This is a genomic window from Rhodospirillaceae bacterium (genome assembly GCA_028819475.1).
GTDB lineage: Bacteria > Pseudomonadota > Alphaproteobacteria > Bin65 > Bin65 > Bin65.
On sequence record JAPPLJ010000050.1, the window covers coordinates 198,592 to 210,651 of the forward strand.

Consider the following 12,060-nt stretch of genomic DNA (forward strand, 5'->3'; position numbering starts at 1 on the left):
CAACGGTCTGATCGTATACTGACCCGCGACATGCGGGCCGAGTTGAAGGGGCCGGGGCTATCCCGCTATGGTGGCGCCGGAAACGGAAGCAGGTAGGGAGGCCGCAAACGCATGACAGGTAAAGGCATGACGGGCGGATTGCAGTTCGCCAAAATCGACGACATCGTCGTCCATTACCGGGTCGACGGGCCGGCCGACGGGCCCAAGCTGGTGTTTTCCAACTCGCTCGGCACCGACTTCCGGACCTGGGACGCCGTGACCGCCCGCCTGTCCGGCCGCTACCGCATCCTGCGCTACGATACCCGCGGCCACGGGCTGACATCCTGCCCCGAGGGGGGCTATGCCATCGAGCGGCTGGGCGACGACCTCGCCGGGGTCATGAACGCCGCCGGCTTCGACCGCGCCACGATCTGCGGGCTTTCGGTCGGCGGGGTGACGGCGCAGCAGCTCCACAAGGCCCATCCGGGCAAGGTCCGGGCGCTGATCCTGTGCGACACGGCGGCGAAGATCGGCGACGACGCCATGTGGCAGGCGCGGATCGACAACGCCCTCGGCCCGGACGGCATTGCGGGCATGGCCGAAGCCATTCTGCAACGCTGGTTCTCCGACGGGTTCCCGAAGACGGACCCGGTCGCCTTCGCCGGCTGGCGCACCATGCTGGTCCACACGCCGGCGGCCGGCTACGCCGGGGTCTCCCACGCGCTCAAGGACGGCGACCTGCGCAGCCATTGCGCGAAGATCGACGTACCGACCCTGGTGATCTGCGGCGCCGAGGACGGCGCGACCACACCGGCCATGAACAGGGAACTGGCCGGCGCCATTCCCGGCGCGCGCTATCTGGAAATCCCGCAATCCGGCCATCTGCCCTGCATCGAGCAGCCGGCGGCCCTGGCCGATGCGATCGCCGGCTATATGCAGGAGCATGGCGGTGGCTGAACCGGGCGGCGACGCTTTCGAAAAGGGCATGGCGACCCGCCGCGCCGTGCTCGGCGACGCCCATGTCGACCGCGCCTCGGCCGGCGCCACGCCGTTCGACGCCGGCTTCCAGCGCCACATCACCGCGCGCGCCTGGGGCGACGTCTGGAGCGATCCGCAGCTCGACCGGCGGACGCGCAGCCTGCTCACCCTCGCGCTGCTCGGCGCGCTCGGCCATCACGAGGAGCTGGCGATGCATGTCCGCGCGACCCGCAACACCGGCGCGACGCCGGAAGACATCCGCGAGGCGCTGATGCATGTCGCCGTCTATGCCGGCGTGCCGGCGGCCAACCGGGCCTTCGCCGTCGCCAAGCGGACGCTCGCCGAGATGGCAGAAGAAGAGGGAGACCGATGATGGCCGATCCCGCGCCCTACCGCGCCCGCGACTGGGACGTGCATCCCGCCTACGACTACCCGGCCTACGCGTCGACCGAATTCCGCGCGCCGAAGCAACCGCTCGTGCCGATCCCGCACACCCTGTCCGAAGTGACCGGGCCGTCCTTCGGGCGCGAAGCTGCGCCGGAGGGCGAGGCCGACCTGACGGTCAACGCCCGGGTCAACGGCGAGCCGATGGGCGAGCGCATCATCGTCACCGGCCGGGTGCTCGACGAGAACGGCCGGGCGGTGCCGGACACGATGGTCGAGATCTGGCAGTCCAACGCCGCCGGGCGCTACATCCACGAGGTCGACCAGCACGATGCGCCGCTCGATCCGAACTTCATCGGCGCCGGCCGCACCGTGACCGACGCCGACGGGCGCTACCGCTTCGTCACCGTCAGGCCCGGCGCCTATCCCTGGGGCAACCACCATAACGCCTGGCGGCCGGCCCATATCCACTTCTCCCTGTTCGGGCCCGGCTTTGCGACCCGGCTGGTCTCCCAGATGTATTTTCCCGGCGACCCGCTGCTCGAATTCGACCCGATCTTCAACGGCTCGCCGAGCCCGGAGGCGATGCAGGCCCTGGTCGCGGACTTCTCGATGGAGGTCACCCGGCCGGAATGGGCGCTCGGCTACGAATGGGACATCGTCCTGCGCGGCCGCGACGCGACTCCGATGGAAGGGTAGGGCAACACCGCATGGCAAAGCAGACCGCATCCCAGACCGTCGGCCCCTTCTTCCTCTACGGCCTGACGCCGGAGCTTGCCGACGGCATCCGCTATACCGGCTACACGGCCAACGTGCTGGCGACGGAGGATACGGCCGGCGAGCATATCGTCGTCGAAGGCCGGGTGCTGGACGGGGAGGGCGACCCGGTGCCCGATTCCATGGTCGAAATCTGGCAGGCCAACGCCGCCGGCCGCTACCGCCACGCCGAGGACGACCGGGCGGACGCGCCGCTCGACGACAGCTTCCTCGGCTTCGGCCGCACGGGCACGGACAGGGACGGCGCGTTCCGGTTCCACACGGTCAAGCCCGGCCCGGTGCCCGGCCTGGGCAATGCCTGGCAGGCGCCGCACATCGTCGTCTGCGTGTTTGCCCGCGGCATGCTCTCCCACGCCTATACAAGGCTCTACTTCTCCGACGAAGCCGAGGCGAACTCGGCCGATCCGGTGCTCGGCGCGGTCGACGCCGCGCGCCGGCCGACGCTGATCGCCGAACGGGCGCAGAGCCGTGGCCGGACCGTCTACCGCTTCGTCATCCGCCTCCAGGGCGACGGCGAGACGGTGTTCTTCGATGTCTGACGCGCCGCCGCGCTGCCCGGTTCCGTGACGGTCGGCCCCTTTGCCTCGCGCCTGATCGGGCCGCTGCTTTCGGACCCGGCGGTCAACGCCGCGCTCACCGACGCGGCGGCCCTGACGGCCATGGTGCGGGTCGAGGCGGCGCTGGCGGCGGTGCAGGGGCGGCTCGGGATCATTCCGCCGGACGCGGCCGCGCGGATCTGCGAGGCTCTCGAAGACTTCAGCGCCGATTTCGATGCCATCGGCGCCGATGCCGCCGTCACCGGCGTCCCGACCGTGGAATTCGTCGCGCAACTGCGCCGCCATGTCGGCGGCGAGGCGGCGACTTACGTCCATTGGGGCGCGACCAGCCAGGACATTATCGACACCGGCTTCCTGCTCCAGGCCCGGGCGGTGCTGGAGATCGCCGACCGGCGGCTCGCGAGCATCGTCGCGAAACTGAAAGAGCTTACCGACGCCCACCGGGCGACCCCGATGGCCGGCCGGACCCGGTCGCAGCAGGCCCTGCCGATCAGCTTCGGCCTCAAGGCGGCGCGCTGGGCGCAGCCGCTGATCGCGCATCGCGCGCGGCTCGAACAGATGCGCCCGCGGGTCCTCCAGGTCCAGTTCGGCGGCGCGGCGGGCAATCTCTCGGCGCTCGGTCCGGACGGGTTCGCCGTCGCCGACGCGCTGGCGGACGAACTCGGCCTCGCGCCGGCGCCGGCGAACAGCCATGTCGCGCGCGACGGCATCGGCGAACTGGCGTCCTGGCTCGCCCTCGTCGCCGGCAGCCTGGGCAAGATCGGCCGCGACGTGTCCCTGATGGCGATGACCGAGGTCGGCGAACTGGCCGACAGCGCCGGCGGCGGCTCGAGCACCCTGCCGCAGAAGGCCAACCCGATCGCCGCGGAAACCCTGATGACGCTGGCGGCTTACACTGCAACGCAACTGGCGGGCGTTTTCCAGGCCGCGCCCCAGGAACACGAACGCGGCGGGCCGGGCTGGACCGCGGAGTGGATGCTCCTGCCGCCCATGCTGGCCGCGACGGGCGGCGCGCTGCGCACCGCCGACACCATGCTCGACCGGCTGGTCGTCCGGCCCGAACGGATGCGCGCCAACCTGGAGGCGTCGAACGGGCTGCTGCTCGCGGAAGCGGCCAGCTATGCGCTCTCCGCCCACATGCCGCGCGCCGAGGCCCAGGCCCTCGTCAAGGCGGCGTGCCGGGAGGCGGCGGACAGCGGCGAACACCTGATCGACCTGCTCCGGCGCACGACCGATGCGCCCTGCGACTGGGACGGGCTGCGCGATCCGGCGAACTGCCTGAAGGCCGACGGTGTGGCGATCGACCGGATTTTCGCGGGATCGTAAGCACGCCGCCGATGCACGGCGGGGAGAAAAGGTGCTTGCCCTCGGCGGAAAAGCATCCCATTTCCGGGCCGACGGCATACGACAGCCTGCTGGTCGACTTTTTTACCGACGGTTCGGGCGTGCATTCCGGCCACCCGTATCGTTCCGTTCGAAGGCCTTCCGGAAGATTGACCGAGTCGTTCCTGCCCTTCGACGGCCCGTCCGGTCACAAACCTGAACCGACCGGGCCTATGGAAGGGATCGTTCCGCCGCAGCGGCGGATCCGGCGGCCGGCACGTCCGGCCGCCACAACAACGAAGTGAGTACGCAAGAATGCAAACCGGTACCGTGAAGTTCTTCAACACCACCAAAGGCTACGGCTTCATCCAGCCCGACGGCGGCGGCAAGGACGTGTTCGTCCACATCACCGCCGTGGAGCGCGCCGGCCTCGGCCAGCTTTCGGAAGGGCAAAAGATCCAGTTCGAAACCCAGCAGGACACGCGCGGCCCGAAAGCCGTAAACCTGCAGCAGGCCTGAATTTTCAGCCTTGCCGTTCCGGGAAACCGGAGCGGCGTTACAGCCATCGCCCGCCGGTGAAAGCCAGCGGGCGATTTCGTTTCGGAATTGCGCTAGAGCTTCAGTTCTTCGACCTGCGCGGGCGGCGGTTTTTTGGGTGCGACGAGCGGGCGCCGTTCGTCCTGTTTGCGGTCTTTTTCGATGGCCCGGCGTTTCAGTTCCTCGAAATCCGCCGTGCACCGGGCGATGCGGAACAGGCATTTGGCGTGTTTGGCCCGGCAATTCCGGCGGGACGCGGCGGTCGCCTTGTCCGCCGTCGGGCCGTCCGCGATGGCGTAGCGGCCCTTCGGCGTCACGAACAGGGCCAGGCAGCCGTTCTTCACCGTCACGACGTTCGTACAGCGCTTCTCGCACATCAGCCATGCGCGGCTGCGCGCCGAGATCCTGTCCGGGTGGTTCATCGAATAGACCCAGTATCCGGTCAGCCGGCTGAACGCGACGGCGCCCCAGCATCCGCCCTTCCGGCATTTTGCGAGAGCCGGTTCCGCGGCGGCGACGCCCACCAGGCCCATCAGGAAAGCGAGCGGCAGGACGAGGCGCCACATGGCCCGGCCGTCGCGCTCGTTTCGGATCGGCGCCGGACGCATGTCAGGCCGGCTTGCGGGCGACGATGTGGAAAACATGCCAGTGCTTGGCCTCGCCCCTGGGCGTGATCGAATCGGTCTCCTCTTCGTCGATCAGCAGCACGTCCCAGCCGGCGAACCGCGCGTCGACATCGCTGCGGGCGTGGATCGTCAGGCCGTCGCCGCGCCGCGCCCAGCTGTCGTTCGGACCGTAGAGATGGCCGGCGAACAGCCCGCCGGGGACGACGGCCCGCGCAATCTGCACCCACAGGCCATCGAAGCGGTCCGGCGGGCACAGCGGCAGGCAGAAGCTGGCGTTGACGAGGCCGGACGGCGGCAGACCCAGGTCCGCGGCCGACAGATCGGCCCGGCGAAAGGTCAGTTGCCCCCGGCTCCAGGCCGCCGGAAAACGGGCCTGCAGCGCCGCGCCCGCCTCCGGCGCCTTGTCGAGGGCCAGCACCGTGAGCCCGGCGTCCAGCAGCGCAGCGGTATCGCGGCCGCCGCCGCAGCCGAGGTCGACCGCGAGCGCGGAATCCGGGCCGGACCCGCCGCGGCGTGCGGCGAGCGCCGTCAGCGTTGTCCGGCGCGGCGGACGATCGGCGGTGGCCGCATAGTAGCCCGGCCAGTCCGGGCGGGTTTCAGCCGCCGCCCGGCCGGAAGCGGGCATGGCCCGATCCTAGTTCTGCGCCGGCGCCTTCAGCTTGTCTTCGGCCGCGGCGAGGCGCGCCGCCAGCGCGTCGATCTGCTGTTTCAGATCGGCGGCGGATTGCGCCGCACCGGCCGCAGCGTCCCGGGCCGCCTGGGCGGCGCGGTTCTCGGCCTCGGCCAGCTGGCCGGCCATCGTCTTCAGGGCATCGTCGACGCTCTTCGCCCGCGCCTGCCGCTGCGCCGCTGCTTTCTTCGCTTCGGCCATGGCGCTGTCGCCGACGCTGCCGACCTGGGCCTGGATCTTTTCGAGCGCCGCATTCAGGGAATTCGTCGCCTTTCCGACCGCTGCGACCTGGGCTTCGACCTTCCCGACGGCGGCGGCCAGGGATTTGGCGGCGCCATCGACCGCGCCGACCCCGGCCTCGTTCTTTTCGACCGCCGCGCCCAGCGACTTGACCGCCGCCGTGAGCGCGCCGACCTCGGCCGATACCTTGTCGACCGAGGCGCCAAGGGCCTTGCTCGAAGCGCCGAGCTGGGCCTTGACCTCGTCGAGCCCGGTGCCGAGCGCCTTCGTGGCATCGTCGAGCGCGCCCGCCCTGCCGGCATTGGCGGCGGCCGCGGCGGCGTTGGCCGCAGCCGCAGTGGCTGCCTTGTCCGCCTTGCCCGTGGCGGCAGCGATCTTGGCGTCGAGGTTCGCCATGCCCGTCTTGAGCCGGTCTCCCAGGCCCTTGGTGGCCGCGGCGATCTCGCCCTTCGTCGCCTCGATCTTGCTGGCCAGCTTGTCCAGCGCCTCCTTGTTGTCGCAGGCGCTCAGCAGACCGCCGGCGATTACCAGTGCGAGGACCGGCGCGACGCGCTTGAATCGTCTCATTTCCATTCTCCGAATACGCAGGCCATCAAGATATAGCGATAGCCTTAAGGCAGGCAACAAGATCGGGTATTTGCGCCGTCCCGTCAATCCCGCGCGTTTACCGGTGACCTACGAGGTTATGTGTCAATGGTGGAAGGGGGAGGGGAGGCGGAACGGGGCGCACCGCCGCCGCAAGGCCGGCGACAGCGCCCGCCCCGCCGGGCGCCGTGCGGCAGCCGGCAGGGCGGGACTGGCGTTCAGCTGTCGAACAGGTCTTTCGGCGAGCCGCCCATCTGGGCCAGCGAGGCGTGCATCTTCTGCAGCGCCCGGCTCTCGATCTGGCGGATCCGTTCCTTGCTCACGCCGAACTCGACGCCGATCTCGGCAAGGGTGCTCTTGTCCTCTTCGAGAAAGCGGCGGACGATGATGCGCCGCTCGCGCGGCGTCAGCTTGTCGAGCGCGCTTTCCAGCCACCTCTTCCGCGTGCGCCGGCCGCTGGCGTTGGCGGCGAGCTCTTCCGGGCCGGGGCCGGTGTCCTCGAGCAGATCCTGGAACTGGGCGCCGTCATCCTCCAGGCCGATCACCGCGTTGAGCGACTGGTCCGGGCGGGTGAGGTGCAGTTCCATCCGCTCGACGTCGGCCACCGTGACGTCCAGCTTGTCGGCGATGATCTGCCTCTCGTCGGTCGTCAACTGGCCGTCGAAGCCGGTGCTGAGCTGGGCGCGCAGCCGGCGCAGGTTGAAGAACAGCCGGCGCTGCTTCGGCGTCGTCGCCGCGCGCACTATCGAGGAATTGCGCAGGATGTAGTTCTGGATCGACGCGACGATCCACCAGGAGGCATAGGTCGAGAAGCGCACCTCGCGCTCGTGGTCAAAGCGCTCGACCGCCTCCATCAGGCCGATATTGCCTTCCTGCATGAGGTCGGCCATCGGCAGGCCGCTGGACCGGAAGCCGGCGGCGATCCGCACGACGAGGCGGGCGTGCGCCTCGACGATCTCGTGCATGGCCCGCTCGTCGCGCTCGTCGTTCCAGCGCCGGGCGAGCTCCACTTCGTATTCCCGCTCCAGAACGGGCGCATCCATCGCCGCCGAGATATAGCGCCGATTGCTCCGTTCCGTTGCCGCAGAGTCTGCGTAAGCCATGGGGCTACCGCAACCTTTCCCATTTCCCGGGTTTTCAGGTGATTTCGACTCGACAATATATTATGCGCAATAAAATTACAAGCCCAAAATTATCGACTCGACATTGAATTGCCGGTTCCTAGTTTCGGACCCATGACCGGCATGCCGTCTGCCCAGGCTTCCCACCGATCTGCGCCGGCCTCCAACGGAGGCGCCGCCAACGGCTGCGATCCTTGTACGGACGGCGACGGCAAACCCGGCGGCGATCCATCCGTCGACCGCATGACGAGCCTGGTCGACCGGCTCGGCCGGGCGGTCCATTGCCTGCAATTCTCCGACGGCCTCAACCCGGCGCAATGGGCGGTTCTGCGCTATCTCGGGCGCGCCAACCGCTATTCGCGCACACCCACGGCAATCAGCGATTATCTCGGCACCACGCGCGGGACGATGTCGCAGACCATCAAGGCGCTTGAAGCCAAGGGGATGATCGGCCGCGCAACCAACGGCCGCGACAGGCGGGCGGTCCTGCTCGAACTGACCGGCGAAGGCAATGCGGCGCTGGAGAACGATCCGCTGCATTGCGTCGCATCGGTTGCCGGCGCGCTCGGCGACGAGCTGGACGAGGCCAGCCGGTTCCTGGACCGCGTCGTCGATTGCCTTCAGGCCAAGAGCGGCGGTCTCGATTACGGCGTATGCACCGATTGCACGCATTTCTGCCGCAACAGCTTCGCACCGGACGTTCACCGCTGCGGCCTGACGGGCGATCCGCTTTCCGTTGCGGACAGCACGAAAATCTGCGTGAACTACAGCGAGCCGGCTGCGCCGTAGCCGGCCTGCAATGCGCCTGGCCGACGTGTTCTCAGCGCGCCGGCTCCAGCCGGAGCACCCGGCCGTCGTCGCTGTCCGTCAGCAGCCAGATATAGCCGCGCGGGCCGATCCGGACATCGCGGATCCGTTCGTCGAGTTCTTCGAGAAGCCGTTCCTCGCGCACCAGGCGCGTGCCGTCGAAACGGAGCCGGACTAGCATCCGGAAGCTGAGCGCGCCGACCAGCATGTCGCCGCGCCACGACTCGAACACCGGGCCGGTGACGAAAGCGAGGCCGGACGGCGCGATCGACGGGTCCCAGTAGTGGACCGGCTGTTCGAGCCCGGGCTTGTGGGTGCCCTCGCCGATCCTGGTGCCCCAGTAGTGGCGGCCGTAGGCGATGACCGGCCAGCCGTAGTTGCGGCCGGGCTCCGGCACGTTCACCTCGTCGCCGCCGCGCGCGCCATGCTCGTGAATCCAGAGCCGGCCGGTCGCCGGATGGAGCGCCGCGCCCTGCGGATTGCGATGGCCGTAGGACCAGATCTCCGGGCGGAACCCCGTGCGGCCGACGAAGGGATTGTCCCGCGGGACCGATCCGTCCTTGCCGATGCGGATCACCTGGCCGCGGTGGATGCTGGTGTCCTGGGTGCGCCGCCGTTCGCCGCGCTCGCCCAGGGTGACGAAGAGGGTGCCGTCACGCGCGATGACGATGCGCGAGCCGAAATGCCGGCCGCCGCCCGATTTCGGCACCATGCGGAAGATGACTTTCAGATCGGCGAGCCGGTTGCCGTCGAGCCGGGCGCGCGCCACGGCGGTCCCGGCGCCGCCGGCGCCCGGTTCGGAATAGGAGAGGAAGATCGTCCGGTTGCGGGCGAAATCCGTATCGGTCACGACGTCGAGCAGTCCGCCCTGGCCGCGCGCCACGACCCGGGGCACGCCGCGGACCGGCGCCCCGAGCCCGCCGTTGCGCGTGACGATGCGCAGCCGCCCGGGCCGTTCGGTGACCAGCATCCGGCCGGAGGGCAGGAAGGCCAGCGACCAGGGATGCTCCAGGCCGCGGGCGACGGTCACGACCCTGAGCGGGCCCACGCTGGAGTCGAAGGATTGGGCCAGCGCCGGTGCGGCCCCCAGAAACGGTAAGGCGAGGAACGGCGCGGCCAGGGCGGCGAGCAGCAGGCGGGAGGCGGTTCGGATCGGACGGCTCATGCGGGAAATCCGGAGGCGGGTCTCGAAAACGGATATGGGTATTGCGGTCCCGGCGCCAAGGACCGGCAGTGTCTCGGCCGCCGGTTCGGCGGAGAATCGCGGCGGTTCGGGCAAGAAAAAGCCCCGCCGGCGTTCCGGCGGGGCCCCGAGTCTTCGGTGTCAGACACACTGTTGGGGGAGATGACGGAGGTCATATGCAATGTGTCTGGCCACCCTTTGTAGCAGAATTTCGGCGAAATTGTGTGATTTTTGCCACATACAAATATTTTTTTTGGCATGGACTTATTGTCACATGGATTTTGGATCGATTTCGATTCCGGCACGCGAGCCGGCCGCCCTGCAAGCCCCCGGCGCCGCATCATGGGGCCGCTGGTCAACGCCGCCGCCCTGTGATAACGGACTGTGATAACGGATTGCCGGAACGAGCCGGATGGCTGGTCGGCCGCCGGTTCGGAACGGCTGCAATTTCCGCGTCAAAAGGCGCGTGGCGGGCGGTTGCCCCAACGCGCATTTCCGGGCGCGCATGTCGGAGCCTTCCGGTCCGGGCGCCCGTTGCACAGGTTCCGCCCGGCACCGGGCAATCGGAAACGTTTCAAGGAAAGAGTCCCATGAGCGACGTTGCGGATCGCGTGAAGAGTATCGTTGTCGAACATCTGGGCGTCGACGAGGCCAAGGTGTCCGAGGATGCAAGCTTCATCGACGATCTCGGCGCGGACAGCCTCGACACGGTCGAACTCGTCATGGCGTTCGAAGAAGAGTTCGACATCGAAATTCCCGACGATGCCGCCGAGAAGATCACGACCGTCAAGGACGCCATCGACTTCATTGCCGAAATGAAGTCCTGATCCGGGCCCGATCCGGAAATGAAACCCTGCGCCGCCCCCCGATGCGCCGAAGGGGCCCGGCGGATGCCCGTCAAACTTCGGAAAAATCCCGCTCCCGCCGCTCCGGCGCCGGGCGCGTTTACGTGTTCCGACCGGGCCTGCCGTTCCGGGAGATTCGGTAAATGAGGCGCGTCGTCGTCACCGGCATCGGCCTGACCACGCCGCTCGGCGTGACGGTCGCGGAGACTTGGGACAATCTCGTCAGCGGCCGCTCCGGCATCCGGGCGGTCACGCGCTTCGACGTGTCCGACCTGCCGTGCCGGGTCGCCGGCCAGGTGCCGCGCCCGGACCTCGGCGAGGCGCCGGGCAGCGGCCCGGACTATGTGACGCCCTTCGCCGCCGAAGACACGATTCCGCGCAAGGACCTCAGAAAGATCGACAATTTTATCGTCTACGCCATCGCAGCGGCGGAACAGGCGATCGCCGATGCCGGATGGACCGCCGAGACCGAGGAGGACCGCGACCGCGCCGGCGTCCTCATCGGCTCGGGCATCGGCGGGCTCGAGACGATCTACGACGGTTCGATCGTGCTGCACGAGCGCGGACCGCGGCGCATTTCGCCCTTTTTCATCCCCTCGGCGCTGATCAACGAGGCCTCGGGCCACGTTTCGATCAAATACGGCTTCAAGGGGCCGAACCATTCCGTGGTCACGGCCTGCTCGACCGGGGCGCATGCAATCGGCGATGCGGCGCGGCTGATCATGCTCGACGACGCCGACGTGATGGTCGCCGGCGGCACCGAGGCCGCCGTGTGCCGCCTGGGCATGGCCGGGTTCTGCGCCGCCCGGGCCATGTCGACCGGCTTCAACGACGAGCCCGTGCGCGCCTCGCGGCCGTGGGACCGGGACCGCGACGGCTTTGTGATGGGCGAGGGCGCCGGCATTGTCCTCCTCGAGGAATACGAGCATGCGCGGCGGCGCGGCGCCGACATCCATGCCGAAATCGTCGGCTACGGCCTGTCGGGCGACGCCTATCACATCACGGCGCCGGCCGAGGACGGCGACGGCGGCTTCCGGTCCATGCGCAACGCCGTGCGCCGGGCAAAGCTGAACCTGGACGATATCGACTATGTCAACGCCCACGGCACCTCGACGCCGCTCGGCGACGAGATCGAGCTGGGCGCGGTCAAGCGGCTGTTCGGCGACCATTCCTACGCGCTGACCATGTCGTCGACCAAGTCGGCGATCGGCCATCTGCTGGGCGCCGCCGGCAGCGTCGAGGCGATCTTTTCCGTCCTGGCCCTGAAGCACCAGGTGGCCCCGCCGACGCTCAATCTCGACAATCCGTCCGACGGCTGCGATATCGACCTGGCGGCCCATGAGGCGAAGGAGCGGCCGATCCGCCACGCCCTGTCGAACTCCTTCGGCTTCGGCGGCACCAACGCGTCCCTGCTCTTCGCCGCCGCACCCTAGTTTCGGAGGTCCCGG

Annotated in this window: 14 protein-coding genes; 9 read left to right on the forward strand and 5 right to left on the reverse strand. The window is 68.9% G+C overall.

Features of this window, described 5'->3' with window-relative positions; genetic code table 11:
- The first annotated feature begins 111 nt into the window (after positions 1-111).
- The 6 genes from pcaD to OXM58_15365 all read left to right on the forward strand — a co-directional run bounded on the left by pcaD (position 112) and on the right by OXM58_15365 (position 4,517).
- Positions 112-936: a 3-oxoadipate enol-lactonase gene (gene pcaD, locus OXM58_15340; GenBank protein MDE0149744.1), complete on the forward strand. Its 825-nt coding sequence runs from the start codon at positions 112-114 to the stop codon at positions 934-936.
- Complete coding sequence (pcaC, locus tag OXM58_15345) at positions 929-1,330, forward strand: 4-carboxymuconolactone decarboxylase (protein ID MDE0149745.1); 402 nt, start codon at positions 929-931, stop codon at positions 1,328-1,330. Before pcaD ends, pcaC begins: the two co-directional genes overlap by 8 nt.
- The gene (gene pcaH, locus OXM58_15350) at positions 1,330-2,040 is read left to right on the forward strand and encodes a protocatechuate 3,4-dioxygenase subunit beta (GenBank protein ID MDE0149746.1); all 711 of its coding nucleotides are present in this window, start codon (positions 1,330-1,332) and stop codon (positions 2,038-2,040) included. Before pcaC ends, pcaH begins: the two co-directional genes overlap by 1 nt.
- 11 nt (positions 2,041-2,051) lie before the next feature.
- A complete protein-coding gene (gene pcaG / locus OXM58_15355; GenBank protein MDE0149747.1) occupies positions 2,052-2,657 on the forward strand; it encodes a protocatechuate 3,4-dioxygenase subunit alpha in 606 nt (201 codons plus the stop codon).
- A 24-nt stretch (positions 2,658-2,681) separates the two neighbouring features.
- Entirely contained in the window at positions 2,682-4,001 is a 1,320-nt protein-coding gene (pcaB, locus tag OXM58_15360; protein ID MDE0149748.1) for a 3-carboxy-cis,cis-muconate cycloisomerase, read from the forward strand.
- 312 nt (positions 4,002-4,313) lie between these two features.
- Positions 4,314-4,517, forward strand: coding sequence for a cold-shock protein (locus tag OXM58_15365; protein ID MDE0149749.1), 204 nt, complete (start codon positions 4,314-4,316; stop codon positions 4,515-4,517).
- A 92-nt stretch (positions 4,518-4,609) separates the two neighbouring features.
- On the opposite strand, the gene OXM58_15370 is transcribed toward OXM58_15365, so the two are convergent.
- From OXM58_15370 to OXM58_15385, 4 genes are all read right to left on the reverse strand, one after another.
- Complete coding sequence (locus OXM58_15370; protein ID MDE0149750.1) at positions 4,610-5,143, reverse strand: DUF4189 domain-containing protein; 534 nt, start codon at positions 5,141-5,143, stop codon at positions 4,610-4,612.
- 1 nt (position 5,144) lies between these two features.
- On the reverse strand, positions 5,145-5,786 hold the full coding sequence (locus OXM58_15375; protein ID MDE0149751.1) for a class I SAM-dependent methyltransferase: 642 nt from the start codon (positions 5,784-5,786) through the stop codon (positions 5,145-5,147).
- Positions 5,787-5,795: 9 nt separating this feature from the next.
- The gene (locus tag OXM58_15380; protein ID MDE0149752.1) at positions 5,796-6,638 is read right to left on the reverse strand and encodes a hypothetical protein; all 843 of its coding nucleotides are present in this window, start codon (positions 6,636-6,638) and stop codon (positions 5,796-5,798) included.
- 236 nt (positions 6,639-6,874) lie between these two features.
- Positions 6,875-7,759: an RNA polymerase factor sigma-32 gene (locus OXM58_15385; protein MDE0149753.1), complete on the reverse strand. Its 885-nt coding sequence runs from the start codon at positions 7,757-7,759 to the stop codon at positions 6,875-6,877.
- 132 nt (positions 7,760-7,891) lie between these two features.
- Between OXM58_15385 and OXM58_15390 the strand changes: the two genes are divergently transcribed.
- A complete protein-coding gene (locus OXM58_15390; GenBank protein MDE0149754.1) occupies positions 7,892-8,566 on the forward strand; it encodes a MarR family winged helix-turn-helix transcriptional regulator in 675 nt (224 codons plus the stop codon).
- A gap of 31 nt (positions 8,567-8,597) precedes the next feature.
- Here OXM58_15390 and OXM58_15395 read toward each other — a convergent pair whose 3' ends face one another.
- A complete protein-coding gene (locus OXM58_15395; GenBank protein ID MDE0149755.1) occupies positions 8,598-9,749 on the reverse strand; it encodes a PQQ-dependent sugar dehydrogenase in 1,152 nt (383 codons plus the stop codon).
- A 608-nt stretch (positions 9,750-10,357) separates the two neighbouring features.
- On the opposite strand from OXM58_15395, the gene OXM58_15400 reads away from it, so the two are divergent.
- Together OXM58_15400 and fabF are read left to right on the forward strand one after the other, a co-directional pair.
- Entirely contained in the window at positions 10,358-10,594 is a 237-nt protein-coding gene (locus OXM58_15400; protein MDE0149756.1) for an acyl carrier protein, read from the forward strand.
- Between the two features lie 161 nt (positions 10,595-10,755).
- On the forward strand, positions 10,756-12,045 hold the full coding sequence (fabF, locus tag OXM58_15405; GenBank protein MDE0149757.1) for a beta-ketoacyl-ACP synthase II: 1,290 nt from the start codon (positions 10,756-10,758) through the stop codon (positions 12,043-12,045).
- Positions 12,046-12,060: the final 15 nt, after the last annotated feature.